Source organism: Rothia sp. HMSC064F07, assembly GCF_001837265.1.
GTDB lineage: Bacteria > Actinomycetota > Actinomycetes > Actinomycetales > Micrococcaceae > Rothia > Rothia mucilaginosa.
On the sequence record NZ_KV831918.1, the window covers coordinates 61,504 to 83,925 of the forward strand.

Below are 22,422 nucleotides of genomic sequence, written 5' to 3' on the forward strand. Positions count from 1 at the left end.
CATTAAGTTACACAAACATAGGCTAATAGGGCTAGACTTGATACGAACACCACAATCACAAAATTCAAGGAGACACCGAATGTCTACCCCCTCTCTCACCAAGCGCACTTGGGCGTTCTTGGCTTCGGCAACCATCGGCCTCAGCGGCGTCGCTGGCGTACCCGCAGCCTTCGCAGCTGAAACCAACTCCCACGTCAGCGCCGGTGAGGTAACCGCAGCCTCAGAGCAGAGCCTGCAGGACGTCACCGTCAACTGGGGCCTGAAGAAGTCCTTCCGCTCCTACATCAACGGTCCCTTCTCCCAGGGCTCCCAGGAACTGACCGGCGTCACCACCAACGAAGACGGCTCCTACCACTTCACCTCCGCCGAAGGCACCGTAGCCAACGGCGAATACTCGGTCACCTTCACCGGCTCCTCGATTCACTACACCGCACACCACGGCCTGCTGGAAGTCATCATCTCCGACCTCTCCGTCACCATTAAGGACGGCGTGGGCACCGTGCGCGCCAACGTTCAGTCGCGCCCCTACAACGGCAACACCACCCCGAACGACCTGGTCGAAACCAAGAACATGACCCTCGGCACTTTCAACGCCTCCGGCCTGAAGGTTGAAGGTAACACCATCACCCTGCCCAGCGTTGACGAGGAAAACGGCACCCGCGTCAAGCTTTCCGAAGAGGCAACCGGCGCCTTCGCGGGCTTCTACAAGGCAGGTCAGGAGCTGGATGCGCTCGGCTTCTCCGCAACCATCGTGACCAAGGAAGCACCCGCGCCGAGCCCTGAGCCCAGCACTGAACCCAGCGCCAAGCCGACTGCTGCGCCGACCGCAGAGCCTTCCTCCGCACCGACCAGCGAGGCACCCAAGCCCGCAGAGCCCACTTCTGCAGCGCCGAGCGCAGCCCCCACCTCCGCTGCACCCTCTTCCCCCGCCGCAACCACCGAGCCCAAGCGTGAAGAAAAGGTCACCGGCAACGTCGTCGAGTCCGGCACCCTCAGCTGGGATATCCGCGAGTCCTTCCTGAAGTACCTGACCGGCTTCGCGCACGGCTCCGTGAACGTTGAGGGCATGGAGAAGACCGCGGCTGGCGGCTTCAAGTACACTCAGGCATCCGGCGTGTACAACCCCGAGACCAAGACCGGTCAGATCAACTTCGCGGGCACCGCAGAGTTCACCGGACACAACGGTCAGCTCAAGAGCACCATCAAGAACATGCGCCTGGTCGTCGTCAACGGCAAGGGCACCCTGGTCGCTGATGTTGACGCGCTGACCCGCGACGGCAAGTCCGTTTCTAAGACCGGCCTGGCTATCGCCGAGGTGGACCTCTCCGGCGCGAGCGTGAAGGACGGCGTCTTCTCGGCGCAGAACGCAGCAGTCGCGCTCACCGCTGAAGGTTCTGAGGTGCTCTTCGCCGGCCAGTACCGCGGTGCCGACAACGCCATGGCACCGCTGAACTTCTCCGTAAAGCTCAGCGAGCAGACCGCGGAGAACACCGTTGAGGTTCCCCGTATCTCTGAGAACAAGTCCTCCGATAACTCCGGCGCTAACGGCTCCGGTTCTAATGGTTCGGCAGGCACCTCCGGCAGCGTCTCTAACGGCGGTTCCTCCTCGAACGGTTCTGTCAGCAACAACCCGGCACAGCCGGTCTGCGTACCCGTCACCCGCACCCGCGAGGTGCAGGAGCAGGGCGCATCCGACGGCACCATTAAAAGCGCAAACCTTGGCTGGGGCGTGCGTGATTCCTTCCGCAACTACGTGCGCGGCGGCATCGCGAACGGTAGCTGGGAGCTGAACGGCACCTCTTACTCTTCGGATGCGTTCAACTGGTCTAACGGCACCGGCACCTTCAAGGATGGTAAGGGTTCCATCTCCTTCAGCGGTTCGGTTCGTTTCACCGGTCACCACGGCATTCTGGACACCACCATTGCGAACCCGCGCCTTGAGATTAACGGCAATTCCGGCACTCTCTACGCGACCATGAACAGCAATGACCCCTCCGGCAAGGCAACTAACTACGGTGAGGTGGCACTGCTGAAGGTGGATCTTTCGGGTCTGCAGAGCTCCTCTGACGCTGTGAGCGTCAACGGTGCGGCAACCACCCTGACCGCTGAGGGCGCGAAGGCGTTCGCTGGCTTCTACGACGCCGGTAAGGACATGGCTCCGCTGAGCTTCTCCGCGGCGATTAACGGCGCGAAGACCACCACCAAGACCGTGTCCGAGACCGTCTACGAGGGTGAGGGTTGCGACCCGGTCACCGGCAAGCCTCTGGCTTCCACCGGCGCCTCCGGTGTTGAGGGCACCCTGGTTGCAGGCTTTATCGCTGTTGCAGCCGGTGCGGGTACCGTCGTGTACACTCGCCGCCGCAAGAAGGCATAACGGCACCTCACGAGCATGCCCACACTGTCGGCTCGCCCGTGAGACTCAACCATGAGGTTCACCGGTGAGCCGACACGGTCCGTGCGGGGGTGCAGATTTTCACTGCACCCCCGCTTCAGGTGCCAGGTTTTACCCCGGCGCCTACCCCAGTTTTTCTAGCTTCCCTTTTCTGCGAGACTACAATTTCTGCGAGACGACGATGTTTTCTTCCATTTCTTCTTCTGTCCTGAACCGCCGCGATGCAGTGAAGTATGCGGCGTTCTCCATCACTTCCGCTTTTCTGCTGAGCTCTTGCGGTGTGGGTACTCAGAACCCGGCCGCTTCTTCAAGCACTTCGCAGGCTGTGGTGGATGAGCAGAGCACCCGCACCGTTTTGGAGAACCTTGCCGATCAGCTGCGTTCTTCTATTGCCCCTAACCAGAAGGCTCTGCGAGGCCCCAATAGCGCCGCAGATACCCCCGAAATTCAGCCGATGGTCGATACCCCCACTCCGGCTTTCCCCGTGACGTTCAAGGACTTCAATGGCACCGAGGTGACCGTTAAGTCCGCTGACCGTGTGCTGGCGCTGGACCTGTACGGCACTCTGGCTCAGCAGATGATTGCGCTGGGTCTGGGCGGTCGCCTGGTCGGTCGTGTCACCTCCTCGACTGAGCAGTCGCTGGCTCATCTGCCGCTGGTGACCCAGAACGGTCACGACCTGAACGCTGAGGCGATTCTGGCGACCTCCCCGGACCTGGTGCTGTGGGATAAGAGCAACGGCCCGATTGAGATTGTGGATCAGCTGCGCGCTGCGGGTGTGACCGTGGTGGTCTTCGATCATGAGCGTCGTATGGATAAGATCATTCCGCAGCTCAAGGCTGTTGCGCAGGCGCTGGGTGTTCCGGAGGCGGGCGAGCAGGTTGCTGCCCGCGTGCAGAAGGACCTGGATTATGCCCTGCAGGTGCTCAAGGACGTTGCCCCGAAGGGTGAGCAGCAGGTGTCGTTCGCATTCTTATACGTGCGCGGTACCGCTGGCGTGTTCTTCGTGCTCGGCAAGGGTTCGGGCGCTGACGATTTGATTCAGGCTATTGGCGGCAAGGATGTGGCGTCTGAACAGAACGCGACGAATATTATTCCGGCGACCAGTGAGGCGCTGGTGAAGCTGAACCCGGACGTCATTCTGACCATGAGCGGCGGCATTAAGTCCACCGGTGGTTTGGATGGTTTCTTGGCTCGCCCGGGTGTGGGTGAGACGACTGCCGGTAAGAATAAGCGCATTATCGATATGGGTGACGGCCAGATTCTGTCCTATGGCCCGAATACTCCGGCAGTGTTGCTCTCGCTCGCTAAGGCTGCGTACTCCACTCCTGCGGGGGGCCAGTAGTGGCTGCCGTGAAGAGTGCGGCGGGTGCGCGGGATTATCGTGCTTCACGTCGGCGTCGTGCCGGTCTGACGTTTACGTTTTTGGCGGTGGCACTGTGCGTTGTGATGGTGCTGTCTGCGGGTTTGGGTCAGTACAATATCCCGACTGATCAGGTGGTTGCTTCTGTGGGCCGCCGCCTGGGTCTTGCGCCGGAGAACCCGGCGATGCAGATGGCGGATAGCACTCTGTGGAATATCCGTTTCCCGCGTGTGCTGTTGGGTGTGCTGGTGGGTGCCGCTTTGGGTACTTCCGGTGCGGTGATGCAGTCGGTGTTTGGTAACCCGTTGGCTGAGCCGGGCGTGATTGGTGTTTCCTCGGGTGCGGCGGTTGGCGCGTGTTTGTCGATTGTGTTGAACCTGCAGTTCTTCGGTATTTTCACGACTCCTGCATTCGCGTTTGTGGGTGCGTTGGCGGCTACTGCGCTGGTGTATTTCCTGTCGCGTTCTTCGGGTCGTGCGAAGGTCCTGTCGATGATTTTGACGGGTATTGCGGTGACCGCGGTGGCGAATGCGATTATTGCGTTCCTCATGTTTATTGCTGATACGACGAGCCGTGATCAGATTGTGTTCTGGCAGATGGGTTCGCTGAACGGCTCCACGTGGAAGGCTGTGGCGAGCGTGTGGCCGGTTATTCTGATCGGCTTGCTGGCGTGTTTTGTGATGGCGTCTTCGCTGGATGTTCTGGCGTTGGGTGAGCGTGCGGCGCAGCATTCGGGCGTGAACGTGGAGCGTCTGCGTGCGGTGTCTATTGCGGCGACGGCTTTGTTGACGGGTGCTGCGGTGGCGTATGCGGGCATTATTGCGTTTATTGGCCTGATTATTCCTCACCTGTTGCGCATGATTTTGGGTCCGTCGAATCGTGTGTTGTTGCCGGCTTCGGCATTGGGTGGCGCGCTGTTGATTGCGCTGTCTGATTTGGGTGCGCGTACGCTGGTGCCGTTTGCTGATTTGCCGATTGGTATTTTTACGGCTTTGGTGGGCGGCCCGACGTTCTTCGTGTTGTTGCGTCGTTCCCTGGGTCAGGGCGGAGGTGCTTCGTGAGTGAGTTGTTGAGCCTGTCCGGTGTGTGTTTTAACGCTGGTGGGCGTCAGATTTTGAATGATGTGTCTCTGTCTGTTGCTGCGGGCGAGGTTGTGTCGCTGATTGGTCCTAATGGTGCCGGTAAGTCGACTCTGTTGGGTGTGATTGCTGGTGATATTGCGCCCAGTGGCGGTGAGATTCTGTTGGATGGCACCCCTCTGGGTTCGATTCCTGCCCGTCAGATGGCGCGTCAGCGTGCGATGCTGTTGCAGAAGTTGAATGTGGCGTTTTCGTACACGGTGCATGAGGTGGTTCAGATGGGCCGTACCCCGTGGAAGGGCACGGAGCGCGCTGAAGAGGATGACGCCGTGGTTGCTTCGATGATGGAGCGTACGTCGGTGACTCATTTGTCGGATCGCGATATTACGACTCTGTCCGGTGGCGAGAGTGGTCGTGCGCATTTGGCGCGTGTGTTTGCTCAGCAGACTCCGCTGATTCTTTTGGATGAGCCGACTGCGGCGTTGGATATTACGCATCAGGAGCAGACGTTGCGGGTGAGCCGCGAGTTGGCTGCTGAGGGTGCTGCAGTGTTGACGGTGCTTCATGACTTGGATGTGGCCGCTGCGTATTCTGACCGTATGGTGTTGTTGCGTGGTGGTGAGGTGGTTGCTTCGGGTGCCCCTGAGCAGGTGTGTTCGGCGGAGTTGTTGTCTGAGGTGTATCAGCATCCGATTGAGGTGTTGAGGCATCCGGTGACGAATCGTTTGTTGATTCTGCCGGAACGCTGATTCTGCCGGAGCGTTGAGTTTGCTGACGCGCTGATTTTATGGGGCGTTAGCGACCCATTCCGCAAACACTTTCCACATCAAAATATGCCAGTATTCGTATATATTAAATCTCCGTTCTGGAATGACTGTAACTATCAGCTCATTACAGGGCGGAGATTATCTTTATCCCCTTCTGCACGGATACACTGAAAGGTAGTGTCCGCAATACTGAACTCTATTCAGTTCAGCATTCCATCCATTCGAGAAAGAGACCCCCGCATGGATCCTCAGCAGAAAACGGCAGCGCCTGCCGTTGCCGGCTACATTCCCGAATATTCTGAAACACCGCATAGCGGATCTTTCGATATTGCCCAGCACGGTTTGAGCAGCGATGATGTTGCTCGCCTGACTGCTGAGGGTAGGGTCAATACCCAGAACAATAAGTCTTCTCGCACGCTGTGGAGCATTATGCGTGCGCACCTGTTCACGGTCTTCAACTTTGTGTTGGGTGCCTGTGGTGCCGTAGTGATCATGTACCAGCGTTGGGCTGATCTGCTCTTCCTGGCGGCTGTTATCGCTAACGTGGTGATTGGTTTTGTGCAGGAGTACAAGGCGAAGCTTGAGCTGGACCGCATCTCCCTGCTGGACCGCTCCCCCGCTACTGCCGTGCGTGACGGCAAGAGCGTTGAAGTTCCGATGGAGCAGCTGGTTGAGGGTGACGTTGTCATCCTCAAGCGCGGCGATCAGGTTCCGGCGGATGCTGTTGTACTCACCTCCGATTCTTTGGAGCTGGACGAGTCCCTGCTGACCGGTGAGAACGACCCGATTGCTAAGCGCCCCGGCGATATGGTGCTGTCGGCGTCGAGTGTGCTGGGTGGTACCGGCCGCGTCCTGCTCTCTCACGTGGGCGCGAATTCTCGTGCAAGCAAGATTTCTGATGAGGCGCGCCAGTTCTCGCGTATTCAGTCTGAGCTGCGTGATGCGTTGAACCGTGTGGTCCGCTGGATTACGGTGGGCCTTGCGGTCATTATTCCTGTGGTGTCGTGGGGTCAGATTCAGGCGGCTGGTGGCCTGGAGACCGTGCAGCAGAACCACCTGTGGGAGCAGGTTTCTATTGCTGTGGTGTCCTCGGTTGCTTCGATGATTCCGCAGGGTCTGGCGCTGATGACTACTCTGGCGTTTGCGGCGGCGGCTGTGGCGCTGGGCCGTAAGCACAACATCCTGGTGCAGGAGCAGCCTGCGGTTGAGGTTCTGGCTCGTGTGGATGTGGTCTGCTTCGATAAGACCGGCACCCTGACTGAGGGTGGCGTGATTTTTGATTCGGTGCGCCCGCTGGACACCGTTGCTGAGGCTGAGGGCCCGGATGCTGACTCGGCGGAGCACACTTCTTGGCGTGCTTCTCTGCCTGCCGGCTGGAATGAGGCGCTGGCATGGTTTGGTCACGATGAGAACGCGAACCCGACCGCTGCGGCTCTGACCGGTGGCTTCCCGGATGCTTCTTCGGCGTCGGTGAGCGGTATTGTGCCGTTCTCCTCGGCTCTGCGTTTTAGCGCGATTGAGTTTAAGGATTCGGGTGCGTGGCTTCTGGGCGCTCCGGAGGCGCTTCTCGCCAAGGGCACCGCTGAGCGTGAGCGTGCCGCCGAACTGGCGGCGCTGGGTCTGCGCACGATGGTTTTGGCGCATGCTTCTGCGGTGGTTCGCAACGAGAAGGATGAGCCGATCCAGAAGATCCCGTCGGATGCTGCCCCGGTTCTGTTCGTGATTTTCCGTGAGAATGTGCGAGCGGACGCGCCTGAAATTGTGGAGTATTTCCACCGTCAGGGTGTGACTCTGAAGGTCTTCTCGGGTGATAATCCGTTCACTGTGGCTGCGGCTGCGAAGACTGCGGGCATGGATACGTCTGCGGGCGCGGTTGATGCGTCGACTCTGCCTGAGGACGGTCCGGAGCTTGCGGAGGCTGCGGTTACTCACAATATTTTCGGTCGTGTATCGCCCGAGCAGAAGAAGAACATGGTGATTGCCCTGAAGGAGCGCGGCCATGTGGTGGCGATGACCGGTGACGGCATTAACGACGCTCTGGCGCTTAAGCATGCAAGCTTGGGTATTGCGATGGGTAACGCGGCTCCTGCGACGAAGGCTGTTTCTCGCCTGGTTCTGCTGGACGGTAAGTTCTCGTCTCTGCCGGCTGCGCTGGAGCAGGGCCGTCAGGTCATTACGAACATTGAGATGGTGGCGAACCTGTTCTTGACGAAGACTGGTTTCGCGATTCTTCTGGGCGTTCTGTTCAGCCTCTTCGGTTTGACTTTCCCGTTCTTGCCGCGTCAGTACTCGACTGCGGACTTCTTGATTGTGGGTGCGTCGTCCTTCGCGTTGACTCTGTTGCCGAATTCGCGCCGTTACGTGCCGGGCTTCTTGCGCCGCGTGCTGAATTACACGGTTCCGAACTCGATTATTGTGGTTGCGATGCTGTTGGCGGTGACATTCACGGCTCGTGGCATGGGTGTTGAGGATATCCGTCAGATTCAGACGGCTTCGTTCATCACCCTGGTGATGATGGGTCTGTGGAACTTGGCTGCGGTGGCTCGTCCGTTCAACCGTGCTCGTGTTCTGCTGTTTGGTGCGTTGCTGGCGGTGTTCTTCGCGGCGTTGTTCGTGCCGATTCTGGTGGAGTACCACCAGTTCGTTACTGTGCTTCCGCATCTGCTGTGGACGGCTCTGGGCGCCGGTGCTCTGGGTGCCGCGCTGATTGAGGTGAATGCGCATCGTAATCGCCGTTGGCAGAAGCGTAATTACCCTGAGCTGGAGGTTGCTCCGCTGAATTTCTTCCCGGCTAAGTAGTTAGTCGGAAGGTAGCTGCTTCGGTAGCGTGTGGGCCCCGTATCCTGTGGATGCGGGGCCCTTTCGTGTCTTCGCAAGCATCCCCTCCGTAGTGTTCCGGAATCAGCCGGAGTACTCCTACTAGCAGCACCGAGGGTGTGTCTCAGCTATCACTTGGGTGAAACATTTAACAGCTTCTGATAGCTTTTGCCTCTCACCTTGCTCTTAACCTGGGAAAACCCTTAGAGTTACAGGGAACTATTTGAGAAGGGAAACCTTCTTCAGGGTTGTTACTGGTTTGGCAGGCAAGACCTGAGTTACTCAACACCGTATGGGACGGCAGCATATATCTGCCGAGAATCCCCTCTATTTGCTGTACCGAAGCTCCATAGTGGGCACGAGTGTAGTGCTTCCGGTGGTCGAGAGACTCGGGTCTTTTGTGTTTTCTGGCCGTGTTTTCCGGGGCTTTTTCGGCCACCGCAACGTCAGGTAGGCACAGCCTCCGGCAACAACCGCATAGACATTGACCGCATATCTAAGGAAGTATCGTGAATAACCGCGAACTTGGCGAGAAGATTCTTGACGGCCTGGGTGGCCCCGAGAACATCGCGCACATTACTCACTGTGCAACCCGCCTTCGTGTCACTCCTGTGTCTAACGATGCAGTGCAGAACAAGAAGATTGAGAGCCTGCCCGGCGTTCTCTCTGTGATTGAGCAGTCCGGCCAGACTCAGGTTGTTCTGGGCGATCGCGTTGAGGCTGTGTACAACGAGATCAACGCTCTGCCTTCTATGTCCGGCCACGCTGAGGGTGACACCAAGGTTGAGGCTGAGGGCAAGAAGTCTGGCTGGCTTACCAACGTCTTCGACGTTCTGTCTGACTCCTTCCGTCCTCTGCTGTGGGCACTTCTGGGTACCTCGATGATTCTGACCCTGATTGTGTTCCTGCAGCAGCTGGGCTTCTTCGGCCAGTACACTGACTTGACCGGTCAGAGCGTGAACATTGACATCATTAACGGTGCTCGTGTGGCTGACCCCGAGGCTGCTAAGGCGCTGAACACCCAGTGGATGCAGCAGTTTGCTTTCTGGTACATCCTGAAGGCTGCTTCGCTGTCGGTTCTGAACTTCATGCCTATCATGCTGGGTGCTACCGCTGCTAAGCGTCTGGGCGCGAACATGTGGGTTGGTGCGGCTATCCCCGCTGCACTGATGACCGGTACCTTCACCGATCTGACCGCTCTGGCTGACCCCGCCACCAAGATTCTGAACGTTCCGTTCTTCGGTATGGATCTGCCGCTGTACGCATTCAGCTACACCGGTCAGGTCTTCCCCCCGCTGCTGGCTGTTGCTCTGCTGGCTCCGTTTGAGCGCTTCCTGAAGAAGGTTATTCCTTCGATGCTGCAGATGGTGTTCGTGCCGATGATTTCGGTCATCGTTCTGGTTCCGGTGACCGCGTTCCTGGTTGGCCCCATCGGTATCGGTGTTGCTATGGGCATCTCTGACTTCCTGAAGATGGTTAACGACCAGGCTCCGGCTCTGGTTGGTGCTCTGATTGCTGGCCTGTACCTGTTCATGGTTCCGCTGGGTCTGCACTGGCCGCTGAACGCTGTCATGATTAACAACCTGCAGACCATGGGTACTGACTTCATTCAGTCCCCGATGGGTGCTTACAACTTCGCTGTGTTCGGTGTTGTGACCGGTGTGGCTATTAAGGCTAAGCACGACCGCGAGCTGCGCCAGACCGCTGTTGGTGCGTCGATGTCCGGTCTGCTCGGTGGTATTTCCGAGCCGTCCCTGTACGGTGTTGTGCTGCGTTACAAGCGCGTGATCCCGATTATTCTGGTTCCCGCTGTTATTGGTGGCGCTACCATTTCCTTCCTGGGCGTTAAGTCCTACGCGTTCGCGTTCACTTCGCTGCTGTCGATTCCGGCTATGCAGCCCTCGTACCTGTACGTGATTGGTCTGGCTATTGCGTTCTTCGGCGCTATGACCGGTGTTCTGCTGTTCGGTTACGAGTCGAAGGCTGACGCTGTAAGGCACGCTGCGGAGCGTAAGGCTGAGGATGCTGAGGCCGCTCCTAAGGCTGAGGCTGTTGCCGCTAAGGCTGCTCCGGCTGCTGCCGCTACTGCGACCGCTGCTGCTGCACCCGCTGCTTCCGCTGGTGAGGTCATTGAGCTGCACGCTCCGATTGAGGGTACTGCTGTTGCTCTGTCTGATGTTCCGGACCCGATTTTCGCTGCAGGCAAGCTGGGCGAGGGTGTGGCGATTGAGCCGACCGGTACCACTGTCGTTGCTCCCGCAGCCGGTAAGGTTGCTGCAACCTACCCCTCGGGCCACGCTGTGGGTCTGAAGCTGGAGAACGGCATTGAGCTGCTGATTCACGTTGGTCTGGATACCGTGAACCTGGACGGTAAGGGCTTCAGCGTGAAGGTTGCTAAGGGCGATGTTGTTGCTGCTGGCGACGCTCTGATTGAGTTCGATCCTGAGGTTATCAAGGAGGCGGGTTACCCGCTGATTACCCCGGTTATCGTGACCAACACCCGCAAGTTCGCTGAGGTGAAGGGTCTGCCGGGCGTTGCTCACCAGAACCTGAGCACTGTCCTGAAGGTGACCACTAAGTAGTTCGCTTTATAGGCTCTAAGGGGCCCCACCATTGTGGTGGGGCCCCTTTCCTTATGCCCTGTTTCCTGATGTGCTGATTCTTTGAGCCGGGTTTGCTGGGCAGGGTTTGCTGGGGTTTAGGCACTACCCTGGGGTATTTCTGCTAATGTAAGAATACGCTCAACAAGGAAGTTCTCAAGTGATAGGGAGTACGATGATGTCTTCTGATACTAGGACATGGGATACCGGAGCGTGGGAAGAGCAGCAAAAAGAGCTACGCGCTCTTTCTCCTGTTCGGCGGCTGATGCGCCGGCTCAATCTTGAGGCGCTCGTCTATGAGTCCGCGCCGTTTCCGGTTCTGTTGCGTAAGCTCTCCGCGCTGATTCCAGCCTGCCTTCTGTGGTGGGTTATCTACGAGCCGCACCGGCTTGCTTCCTCCACCAGCCTCCCCGAGGGTACTCACGCTATTACACTGCTCCCCGGAGCCTGGGGTGACCCCGCTACGGGGGCTTATGGAGGTCTTCCTGAGCTACCGGGGGTCCTCGTGCGCTGGGTGCTGTGCATCGCGGCAATGGTGGCTGTCGTTCATGTCTGCGGCGTCAAGGCGAAGGGTCAGAGCTTCACCATTCCTCACGATGCCCGTTCACGGCTGATTGCTCTGATGCAGGCTCTCGGCATTTTCGGTGCCTTCGCTCTGGTGGTCTGGATTGAGTACATGATGACTCCGCTGACCCTCATGTTTGAAACCGTGTACGCTGGCCCGACCGCCGTCTATAGCGGCGACGGCGTGATTCCCCTGCACCTGTTCCTATCTTCGTCGTTGAGCGCTATTTTCTTGGGCTATTTTTGTGTGAACATTCTTGCCTCGCTGAATATCCCCGGGTACCTGGGCATCCCCGCAATTATTTACGTGGGGGCGCTCCCTTGGGCTCAGGCGGAGCGGCACCAGTTCACGTTGGCGCTGGCGTGGGTTATTGCGGTGGCGCTGGTGAGTTGGCTCGTGCGCGGCATGTGGGGCACTCTGCTCGCCTGCGTGGGCTATTCTCTCTGGATTGTGCTGGTGGCAACCAGCGGTGATCCTTTTGACCTGTCCGCCAATATGAGCCGTGTGCTCGTGATTTTGGGTTTCCCGCTGGCTTTCATCGTCGCTGGAGGCGGCATTTACCGTATCTTCTATCTGCGGCAGAACCCGAAGATGTTGAGGTACCTGCAGGAGCGCGCCCTGTACCTGGGCGAGTGGTAGCAGCCGGTTAGAGTGGCGCTTCCCTAGTTTTTGTAATTACATATCCCGCTAATGTATCCAGCTAAAGGACGCAGAACAAGCGGGACAGAAAAATCCCGGGCACTCTCTCGTGAGAGTACCCGGGATTCTGTTGTCCTACAGGACGGCTAGAGCGTTACCGCAAGCGGTACTACTCCTGCCAGCCAACGTTGACCCAGTAGTCAGCGCTGGTGTAGCTCTGCTTGAACAGGGACGGACCGTAGTTCGCAACCTTAGCCTTGACAGCGGCGTACATCGGGCCGTTTGCGTAGGGCAGGTACACTGCGACCTTCTCGTAGTAGAGCTTCTCCGCCTCGTTAGCGATCTTGATGCGCTCGTCTTCCTTCTCGGTGTTCTGCAGCTTCTCGATGAGCTTATCAACTTCGGGGTCGCCGACTCCGAACACCTCGGTGGTGAAGAAGTAGGGTGCCGAGGAAGCCAGGTCGGGCAGAACGCCCCAACCGGTGAAGATTGCTTCGTAGCTCTTCTGGCCGAGCACGGAGTTGGAGTTCGACTGCGGCTGGTTGTCAGCGCTCAGGCGGATACCTGCGGACTTCAGCTGCTGCTCCAGAATCTGGTAGACCGCCTGGTAGACCGCCTCGGAACCGAAAGAGGTCAGAGCGAAGCCAGCAACCTTGCCGTTCTTAGCGTAGTAGTCGCCGGACTTGGAGTAGCCTGCGGCCTCCAGAATCTTGCCAGCTGCCTGTGCACCGGTGTCACCAGCGTAGTTGTTCTGGTAACCCTTCTGGAACGGCATTGCGATGATGGAGCCGGGCAGCGGCTCGGTCCAGCCGAGCTGCGAGAAGTATGCCTTAGCGATCTGCTCGCGGTCCACAGAAGCAAGGATTGCGCGGCGCAGTGCCAGATCCTCGATGCGCTTGGGGTTCAGCTGAATGATGTTGACGTTGGTGTTCTGGCTCTGGCGAATCTCGGTGCCAGCCTGGCCCTTCACAGCGTTGTAGCTGGTTGCACCCACGAAGGTGAAGGCGTCCAGTTCGCCGTTCTTGAAGCTTGCACGGATTGCTTCGGAGTCCATCTGACGCCAGATGATGCGGTCCAGGATCGGCTTCTCGCCCCACCACTTGTCGTTCTTGACCAGGGTGAGCACCTTCTGGGAGGAGTTCCACTCGCCAACCTTGAAGGGGCCAGCCCAGTACTGGTCGAGGGGCTTGTCAACGAAGCCTTCGTTGAAGAGGTTGACGTCTTCCAGTGCGGGGTGGATTGCGAAGGCACACAGACCCTCGGAGGGGTAGTACGGAGCCTTCATGGTGACCTTGACGTGGAAGTTATCACCGTCCACAGCCTCGATGCTCTCAACCTGCTGCCACATGGTGTTGTCGGTGATGTGGTAGGGGTTGTCGGTGGTTGCGCGGTAGACCTTCCACATGGCGCGAACAGCGTTCACGTCCATGGGGGTGCCGTCGTTGAAAGCAGCCTTGGGGTTGATCTTGAAGGTCGCGGTCTGCACGCCATTGACGGTCTCGGTCTTGTGCTCGGTGCAGAACTCGGGGTTGAGGGTGCCTTCGCCTTCGGGGCTCATGGTGTAGAAGCCCATCACGGCGGGAATGTTGCAGGGTGCCAGTGCGTCCAGGTTGCTGGAGGTGTAGCCGCTCTGGGTCTGCAGGTTGAAGTTCGGGCCCAGGGCGGTAGCCGCGAGAGTCAGGGTACCGCCCTGCTTGAGGGAGGAACGGTCCTGCTTGTTGACCTGAAGGTTCTTCAGAATATCTTCAGCGTTGTTAGCGGCGCTACCGCCAACCTTTTCCTTCGAGCTGCCGCAGGCAGCCAGTAGACCAACGGTGCCGAGGGCAACGGTGCCGGTCAGGAGGGTACGGCGAGAGACAGACATGCTCTTCATGGAATTTCTCCTAGAGTATTCGCAGTGTTGTGGAGGCGGCGCGCGAACGGTGCGCAACTAACACTCCAACCCGGCGGGAGGACAGTCTCTGCCGGGGTCGCGGGCAGAATGCCCGCATTTGTTTTAAGTATATCCGTGCAAATCTCTGAGGAACGGGAAAGCGGCGTGCTCCAGAAGGTTTTAATCCTTCTGTAACACGCCGCTGTAGCGCTTTTACCCCTTATGGAGTGTGTGAGCGGTGCTCAACGCTTAGATTTTTACTTCTCCCAACCGACGTTGATCCATACGTTCGGGTTGTAGTAGGGCAGACCGAAGAGCATGGGGCCGTAGTTTGCCAGGCCCTTACGGCACGCCTTGAAGTTCGGGCCGTTGTGGGTGGGCACGTAGATGGCGACCTCGTCCAGGTGGCGCTTCTCCAGCTCGTTCATGATCTTGAGCTGTTCCTTCGGGTCCTCGGTGGACATCATGGTTGCTGCCAGCGAGTCCAGATCCTTACCGTGACCGTTGTTGGTCTCGGAGATGTAGAAGTAGTTCGCTGCATCCACCGGGGAGGTGGTGATGCCGTAACCGCCAGTCTTAATCGCGAAGTTCTTCGAGGAGATGATGCTCGACATTTCGGAGGCACCGTGGTTCTCGATGGTCAGTTCAACGCCGATTTCCTTCATCTGCTGGACGAGGAACTGTGCGGTGGAGCTGACAACCGGGTCGCTACCGAAGGTGATGACCGGGTAGGAGACCTTAGCGCCGTCCTTGGCGTAGTAGTCGCCGTTCTTGGTGTAGCCTGCGTCCTCAAGGATCTTGGTAGCGACGTCCTTGCCGAGCTTGGTCGGGTAGTTGTCCTGGTAGCCTTCCTGCATGGGCAGCATGCACATGGAGCCGGGCAGGGTTTCCTTCCAGCCGAGCTTCTCGTAGCGCAGCTTCTGCAGCTGCTCACGGTTGAGGGCTGCAACGAATGCGCGGCGGACGGGCAGGGGCACCTTTTCGGGGTTGATTTCGTAGTTGCCCACGCTGAGAGCGCTACCCTTGCGGATGTCGGTGTTTGCCACGCCGGAGAGCTCGTTATAGGAGCTGAGGGTGCTGGCGTCCACGTAGTCGATTTCGCCATTCTTGTAAGCTGCCTGCTCTGCCTGGGAGCTCATTTCACGCCAGGTGATGCGCTCAAGAGCGGGCTTGGTGCCCCACCACTTCTCGTTGCGGACGACGGTGAGCACCTTGGAGGAGGAGTTCCACTCGCCGACCTTGAAGGGGCCTGCCCAGTACTGGTCGAGGGGCTTGTCGTTCAGGCCGTCGTTGAAGAACTTGGGCTCGACGAATGCCGGGTGCAGGAAGGAGGTGAAGCTGCCTTCGATGGGGTACCAGGGCTTGGACATCGTGACCTTCACGTGGCGGGTATCGCCGTCCACTGCCTCGACGCTTGCGACCTGCTCCCAGATGGGCGAGGGGGTGATCTGGTAGTCCGAACCGGATGCCGCGGCGGTGTAGATGGTCTGGTAGCTCTTGACGGCGTTCACGTCGATGGGGGTACCGTCGTTGAAGGCTGCCTTGGGGTTGATCTTGAAGGTCACGGTCTGCACGCCATCAACGGTCTGCGCCTTGTATTCGGTGACGTAGTCCTGGTTCATGTGCGACTCGCCGCGGAAGTCAGCGTAGAAGCCGCCGGTGAAGGCGGAGTTGATTGCCGCCTGAATGTTCAGGTTACCGGCGGTGTAGCCGTTGGTGTTGAGGATGTTGAAGTTCGGGCCAATGCCGTCTGCACTCAGTCGCAGCTCGCCGCTGTCCTTGAGGGCGGAGCGGTCCTTCTCGTTGTAGGAGACTGCCTTGGAGAGGTCGTCGCCGGCGGAGAGAGCGCTGGTTTCGTTCTTGGAGGAGTTGCCGCCGCAGGCTGCGAGCAGGCCGACGGTACCCAGGGCAACGGTGCCGGTGAGCAGGGTACGACGGTTGAGGGTGAAAGTGGTCATTAGTTTTCCTCAGTTAGGTGGGATGCTGCTTTGCTGTACGCGGGGGAACACAACCCGCACACCTTTGTGACAGCACGCACATTTTGCATTGGCAATAGTATACACACATTTCCCACGCACTATGACCCAGTTCACCGTTTCAAGGAAAATATTTCAGCCAATTCCCGAAACCACCCCACCACAAAACCACCCATCAAAAACACAGAAAAGTCCCGCAGTACCCCGCCTCTAAGGCGGAATACCGCGGGACTTTACCCTTCCGGAGACCTGAACCGGCACCTCCAAAAATTCAGAAGCTACCGACTAGAACCCCAAAAACTAGCATGTGGCTTTAGTTCTGCCAACCCACATTGGTCCAGCGCTTGGGGTCAGTGTAGCTGGTTGCGAAGAGGGAAGGACCGTAGTTAGCCAGCTTCTCCTTCACAGCTGCGTAGCTGGGGCCGTTAGCGTAGGGGAAGTAAATAGCGACCTTCTCCATGTGCTGCTTCTCAGCCTCAGCAGCCATCTTCAACTGCTCATCGTGGGATTCCTTCTCGTAAATGGACGCGATGAACTTATCCAGTTCAGGATCACCCACACCCTCGTTGATTTCGCTGGTGTAGAAGTACTGAACGCTATCTGCGGGGTCAGCACCAATACCCCAACCGGAGAAGGCGCAGTCGTACTGCTTGGAGCCCATCACCGAGTTGAACTGGGACTGCGGCTGGTTGTCCTGCTCGAGCTTAATGCCCGCTGCCTTGAGCTGCTGCTCGAGGTTCTGGAACTGAGCCAGGGAGGTTGCATCCGAACCGAAGTAGGTGATGGAGAAGCCCGCAGTCTTGCCGTCCTTGGCGTAGTAGTCGCCATTCTTGGAATAGCCTGCCGCCTCCAGGATCTTTGCCGCAGCCTCAGGACCAGGGTTGGTGGGCATAGCGTCCTGGTAGCCCTTCTGGAAGGGCATAGCAATCAGGGAGCCGGTCAGGGGCTCTTCCCAGTTGATCTGGCCGAACTTGACCTTAGCCAGCTGGGAGCGGTCAACCGCGGCGAAGACTGCACGGCGCAGGGCGGTGTCGGTCACGCGGGTCGGGTTGAACTGCAGGTTAATCACGCCAACGCTCTGGCCGGAGCGAATCTGAACACCGGGCTGACCCTTGACAGCGTTGTAGGTTGCCAGGCCAGCGAAGCCGATGCTGTCCAGCTCGCCGTTCTTGAACGCTGCGCGCTCTGCTTCGTCGCCCATTTCGCGCCAGATGATGCGATCCAGCAGCGGCTTCTCACCCCACCACTTGTCGTTGGGAACGAGGGTGAGGGTCTTAGCCGAAGAGTTCCACTCGCCAATCTTGAAGGGGCCGGACCAGTACTGATCCATGGGCTTGTTCACGAAGCCGTTGTTGAAGAGCTCCTTGTCGGTCAGTGCGGGGTGCAGACCGAGCAGGCCGAGGGTCTCAGCGGGGTACAGAGGCTTGGACATGACGATCTTGACGCGGGTCTTGTCGCCATCCACGGGGTCGATGGATGCTACCTGCTGCCAGAAGGGAGCGGCGATAACGTTGTAGCCGTCATCGGGGTTGCGGTAGACGGTCCACGCGGCGCGGATTGCCTCAATGTCAACGGGGGTGCCGTCGTTGAAGACAGCCTTAGAGTTGAGCTTGAAGGTGATGGTCTGCACGCCGTCAACAGTCTCAGCCTTGTAGTCGCTGACGTAGTCGTCGTTGAGGCTGTAGTCGCCGGCAGGGCTTAGGGAGGTGAAGCCGATAGCGGAGGGGATGTTGCAGGCGCCACCGAATGCGGTGAGGTTCTCGGTGGTGTAGCCGCTCTGGGTCAGAATGTTGAAGTTCGGGCCGACTGCAGAGACGCTACCGCGGAACTCGCCACCCTGCTTGAGGGAGGAGCGGTCCTGCTTGTTGATTTCGAGGTTCTTGACGATTTCCTCGGTGCTTGATGCAGCCTTACCGCTGATCTTCTTGTCAGAGCCGCCGCCGCATGCAGCGAGCAGGCCGACGGTACCCAGGGCAACGGTGCCGGTCAGCAGGGTACGGCGATTAATACGTAGATGAGTCATGTATTCTCCTCATGCCGGAGGGCTCAGGTGCTATTTGATAAGCGCACCGTGTTGTGCGCCGATTTTGCGGGAGCGCCGAAGCTCCCGCCCGTCACCTTTGTGAGAGCCCCCACATTGTTTGTGGTTGAAACACAGTATACCCCCAAAAGAAGCGACGCAGACCACAGTCCAGACTCTGGAAGAACTATACACCGTCTAAAAATCACGGGTTCAGCACCTGAACCCGCATCATCACGCGGAAGCCGCGTGCGAAAACTAAAAAATGAAATATTATGTCGCATTGGCGCGCGAGCGCGTCACACCCGGTGCTTTGAGAGTTGTTACAAGTTACAAGCACAGCGTCGGGGCAGCTAAAGCGCGCTGAACCCTCCACAAGAAAAAACTCCCTACCCCTATACGACACTGCGAAAACGTATAGGGGGCAGGGAGCTTAAAACTGCGGCTTATGCCATCCAGCCGACGGTAGACCAGTCGGTGGTCTTGAAGAGGAACGCACCGTAGTTAGCGAGCTTCGGGCGGCATGCCTTGAAGTCCGGGCCATTGAGGAAGGGGATGAAGAGGCAAACCTCGCTCATGTGCTTCTTCTCAATTTCGTTGCACTTCTCGGCGCGCTTAGCGTCATCGAGGATGGTGACCATCTCGTCGACCATAGCGTCGATTTCGGGGGTGCCGACGCCGTTCCAGTTCTTGGAGTGGTAGAAGTACTCGGCAGCACTGGTCGGCTCGGAGGTTACGCCAAAGCCCGAAATGCTTACGTCGTACTCGCGGTTACCAACAACCTTCGAGAATTCAGACTGTGCACGCGAATCGAGCTCGAAGTTAATGCCAATTTCCTTCATGCTCTGGATGAAGGTCTGTGCCTGGCCCTTGGTGGTGGCGTCATCACCGAAGGTGGTCAGCTTCAGGGTGATGGTCTTGCCGTCCTTCGCGTAGAAGTCGCCGGACTTGGTGTAGCCTGCCTTCTCCAGGACCTTGCGTGCTTCCTCCGGGTTACGTGCCGGGTAGTTGTCGCGGTAGTACTGGGAGGAACCCAACAGAAGCATCGAGCCGGGAACTTCTTCTTCGTAGGGCAGACCCTGGAAGCGAATCTTTGCCAGAGCACCACGGTCGATACCCAGGAAGATTGCCTTACGGACAGCAACATCAGTGATGTGCTCTGCGTTCAGGTTCATGCCGCCGGCGAAGAGGCGGCGACCGCGGCGGATTTCAGAGTTCGCAACGTCCTTCATCTCGTTGTAGGCGCTGAGGGTACGTGACTCGACGACGTCCAGTTCGCCGTTCTTGTACGCGGCGCGTGCTGCGGCGTCTGCCATTTCACGCACGACGATGCGGTCCAGCTTGGGCTTCTCGCCCCACCACTTGTCGTTGGGCACAGCAGTGAAGGTCTTCTCGGAGGAGTTCCAGCCGTTGGGTGCCAGGGTGAAGGGGCCGCAACCGAGCTCGGGGTGGGGGTTGTCCACGAAGCCTTCGTTGAAGAGGTTTACGTCGAGCATCGCCGGGTGCAGGATTCCACCAAAGAGCAGACCCTTGACGGGGTTGTGCGCAGTCTTGAAAACAACGCGTGCGTGGTAGCGGTCGCCATCGATAGCTTCAACGCTTTCGATGTACTCGTAGATACCTGCCGCGGCAATCTTGTATTCACCGTCGGGGTCACGCTGGATCTGCCAGGTTGCCTTGAGGGCGTCGATGTCGATGGGGGTGCCGTCGTTGAAGACTGCCTTGGGGTTCAGGCGAACCTCTGCGGTGATCTTGCCGTCTACTTCCTTAGCTTCGAAGCCGAGGCAGTAGTTGGGGTCGAGCTCGTCTTCACCCTTGAAGGTGCTACGCCAGATGCCGGCACCGGCGATAACGCCCATGGTTTCGGAGACGGAGGTGCTGGAGCCGTTCTGGGAGAAACGGTTGAAGTCCGGACCAAGGGAGTAAGTGCTCAGGTTCAGGGTACCGCCCTGCTTGAGCTTCGAGGCATCCTGCTCGTTGATTTCATAGAACGGGGTTTCGCTTGCCTTGTGCTCGGTCTTGGAGGACGAGGAGCCACAAGCGCTCAGTACGCCGGCAGCAGCGACGGCGGTTGCGCCGCCGAACAGTACGCGGCGGCTCATGATCGGGTTGAATCCGGAGAGGGAGGGGATGGGGTGGGGGCTCATGATGGGCTCCTTGTGGGTGTGGACTGCGCTGATGCAGTGTTTGCAGTGTAGAGTGGGTGGCTCGCGTGCTCTGGAGGCGGGGTTTCCGCCTGTAGGAGCGCCTGCTATCTGCGGTGATGGGCGGGCAGGTCAAGCCATGCAAAATAATGTGACCTAAAGCTATGTTCTAAGCCACATTTAATATTTTTAGTAGTGTACACCACATAAATCACTACAGGTGCGCAACACGATAAATATTTCTCAATTATTACGCCCAGCCCTAATGCAACGGGTCTAAATCCACATCGGCACAACCCCACCACCCTTCGCGCAACATCCCTCCCCCACCTCCAGAAATAGCCAACGGGCACAGCAAAGCGGGCCGAACGCGCACACACGCATTCGACCCGCTCGCAAGACAGGCACCTTTTAGGAGTTCATCCAGCCCACAGCAGTCCAGTCCATCGACTTGTACAGGCGCGGACCGTAGTTAGCCAGAGTCTTCTTGACCATCACAAAGTCAGGACCGTTCGTAATGGTGCCCAGGAAGGCGAACTCCGCCATGTGCTTCTTCTCAATCTCGTTGCAGGCGAGGTTACGTTCCTTGTCGTCCTCAATGAGGGTCATGGCGTCGATGAGGGCATCGATTTCCTTGCTGCCGATACCTTCGTTGTTCTCGGAGTAGTAGAACTGTTTGGTACTCTCGGTCGCGTCAGCAGAGACCGAGTAGCCGCTGAAGGAAATATCGTAGTCCCAGTTGCCCAGAATGGTGGCGAACTCGCTATCGGCGTGCTGATCAATCCGGATCTCGATACCGACATCCTTCATCTGCTGAGTGAAGGTCTGAGCCTTACCCTTGTTGGTCGGATCGTCACCGAAGACCACCACTGCGCAGCCAGCCTTCGTGCCGTCCTTCTCGTAGTAGTCGCCGTTCTTGGTGTAGCCGGCGGCCTCCAGAATCTTCTGCGCCTCCGAAACACTATTATTCGGGGTCGGGTAAGAATCCTGGTAGTAGGGCGAGAAGGGCATATGAATCATCGAACCGGGGATAGCTTCCTCGTAGGGCAGACCCTGGAACTGAATCTTTGCGAGTGCTTCACGGTTGGTGCCGACGAAGATTGCCTTACGCAGGGCAGCATCCTTGACGCGGCGGGGATTGATATCCAGGCCACCGGCGTAGAGGCGGGTGCCCTTACGCAGTTCGGTACCCGCAATGTTCTTCACCTCGGCATAGGTGGAGGAGGTGCTCGCACCGATAGCGTCAATTTCATCGTTCTTGAACGCGGCACGTGCAGCGCTGGACTCCATCTGGGTAAAGACAATCTTGTCCAGCAGGGGCTTGGTGCCCCACCACTTGTCATTGGGCACAACACTGAAGGTCTTCGCGGTGGAGTCCCAGCCCTTATCCGCCAGGGTGAAGGGGCCAGCCCAGTACTCGGGGTGGGGCTCATCCACGAAGCCGTTGTTGAAGAGCTCGACGTCTTCCAGTGCGGGGTGCAGAATCTCAGAGAAGAGGCTCTGCAGCGGGTAGAAGGGCTTGGAGAAAGTGACGGTTGCGCTGTAGTCGTCTTCGCCCTTTTCTACGGATTCAACGAATTCGTAGATGCCGCTGGTGACGATGTTGTAGCCGTTATCCAGGCTCTTGAAGATGTTCCAGGTGGACTGGAGCGCCTTGTAGGTGATGGGGGTGCCATCGTTGAAGACAGCCTTGGGGTTGAGCTTGACGGCAACCTGAATCTTATCGTCCTTCTTGCTGTGCTCGAAGGAGACAGCGAAGTCGGTGTTCAGCTTGTAGGTGCCGTCAAAGTCGAGGTTCCACATGCCGGCCTGGCTGATGGTGCTCATAACGTTGACGTTATCGCTGGTGTTACCGCTCTGGGTGTAGAAATTGAAGTTCGGACCGATGGATCCGGCGGGCAGGCGCAGGGTGCCGCCCTTCTTCAGGCTGTTCACGTCCTGAGCGTTGATGTTGTAGAGGTCTTCGATATTGGCACCGGCGCCGGCTGCCTTGGTCTTCTCAGAGCTTGCGCTGCCGTTGCCGCAGGCACTGAGCAGACCTACAGCTCCCAGAGCCGCGGTGCCGCCAATGAGGGCGCGGCGGCTGAAGCTGTTCTTGGTCGCTTCGTGGCTGCTCGCGGTGTATGCGGTGTTGGCGGTCATGGGAGTGGTTTCCTTCTGTCTTGTGCGGGCGGGTTTATCCCGTAT

The 22,422-nt window shown here is 58.3% G+C and carries 12 protein-coding genes; 7 read left to right on the forward strand and 5 right to left on the reverse strand.

Going from position 1 to position 22,422, the window contains the following annotated elements:
• The first annotated feature begins 79 nt into the window (after positions 1-79).
• The 7 genes from HMPREF2712_RS00270 to HMPREF2712_RS00300 all read left to right on the forward strand — a co-directional run bounded on the left by HMPREF2712_RS00270 (position 80) and on the right by HMPREF2712_RS00300 (position 12,222).
• On the forward strand, positions 80-2,374 hold the full coding sequence (locus tag HMPREF2712_RS00270; protein WP_070818962.1) for an HtaA domain-containing protein: 2,295 nt from the start codon (positions 80-82) through the stop codon (positions 2,372-2,374).
• Between the two features lie 199 nt (positions 2,375-2,573).
• Entirely contained in the window at positions 2,574-3,737 is a 1,164-nt protein-coding gene (locus HMPREF2712_RS00275) for a heme/hemin ABC transporter substrate-binding protein (protein ID WP_070818963.1), read from the forward strand.
• Positions 3,737-4,816 (forward strand): FecCD family ABC transporter permease, encoded by a 1,080-nt coding sequence (locus HMPREF2712_RS00280; protein WP_070818964.1) that lies wholly within the window; start codon positions 3,737-3,739, stop codon positions 4,814-4,816. Before HMPREF2712_RS00275 ends, HMPREF2712_RS00280 begins: the two co-directional genes overlap by 1 nt.
• Positions 4,813-5,583, forward strand: coding sequence for a heme ABC transporter ATP-binding protein (locus HMPREF2712_RS00285; RefSeq protein ID WP_012904204.1), 771 nt, complete (start codon positions 4,813-4,815; stop codon positions 5,581-5,583). The genes HMPREF2712_RS00280 and HMPREF2712_RS00285 overlap by 4 nt, the downstream gene beginning before the upstream one ends.
• Positions 5,584-5,841: 258 nt before the next feature.
• Positions 5,842-8,400 (forward strand): HAD-IC family P-type ATPase, encoded by a 2,559-nt coding sequence (locus HMPREF2712_RS00290; RefSeq protein ID WP_070688267.1) that lies wholly within the window; start codon positions 5,842-5,844, stop codon positions 8,398-8,400.
• Between the two features lie 527 nt (positions 8,401-8,927).
• Positions 8,928-11,000, forward strand: coding sequence for a glucose PTS transporter subunit IIA (locus tag HMPREF2712_RS00295; RefSeq protein WP_070688268.1), 2,073 nt, complete (start codon positions 8,928-8,930; stop codon positions 10,998-11,000).
• A 193-nt stretch (positions 11,001-11,193) separates the two neighbouring features.
• A complete protein-coding gene (locus HMPREF2712_RS00300; RefSeq protein WP_246827913.1) occupies positions 11,194-12,222 on the forward strand; it encodes a dihydrodipicolinate synthase in 1,029 nt (342 codons plus the stop codon).
• Positions 12,223-12,391: 169 nt separating this feature from the next.
• Here HMPREF2712_RS00300 and HMPREF2712_RS00305 read toward each other — a convergent pair whose 3' ends face one another.
• From HMPREF2712_RS00305 to HMPREF2712_RS00325, 5 genes are all read right to left on the reverse strand, one after another.
• Positions 12,392-14,095, reverse strand: a complete 1,704-nt coding sequence (locus HMPREF2712_RS00305) for an ABC transporter family substrate-binding protein (RefSeq protein WP_070615568.1) — start codon at positions 14,093-14,095, stop codon at positions 12,392-12,394.
• A 257-nt stretch (positions 14,096-14,352) separates the two neighbouring features.
• Positions 14,353-16,053: an ABC transporter family substrate-binding protein gene (locus HMPREF2712_RS00310; RefSeq protein WP_070818965.1), complete on the reverse strand. Its 1,701-nt coding sequence runs from the start codon at positions 16,051-16,053 to the stop codon at positions 14,353-14,355.
• A gap of 331 nt (positions 16,054-16,384) precedes the next feature.
• Positions 16,385-18,094, reverse strand: a complete 1,710-nt coding sequence (locus HMPREF2712_RS00315; RefSeq protein WP_070818966.1) for an ABC transporter family substrate-binding protein — start codon at positions 18,092-18,094, stop codon at positions 16,385-16,387.
• Positions 18,095-18,537: 443 nt separating this feature from the next.
• Positions 18,538-20,238 carry an ABC transporter family substrate-binding protein gene (locus HMPREF2712_RS00320; protein ID WP_049354461.1) on the reverse strand — a complete coding sequence of 567 codons (1,701 nt, stop codon included), beginning with the start codon at positions 20,236-20,238 and terminating at the stop codon, positions 18,538-18,540.
• 408 nt (positions 20,239-20,646) lie between these two features.
• Positions 20,647-22,377: an ABC transporter family substrate-binding protein gene (locus HMPREF2712_RS00325; RefSeq protein WP_070685243.1), complete on the reverse strand. Its 1,731-nt coding sequence runs from the start codon at positions 22,375-22,377 to the stop codon at positions 20,647-20,649.
• Positions 22,378-22,422 lie beyond the last annotated feature (45 nt).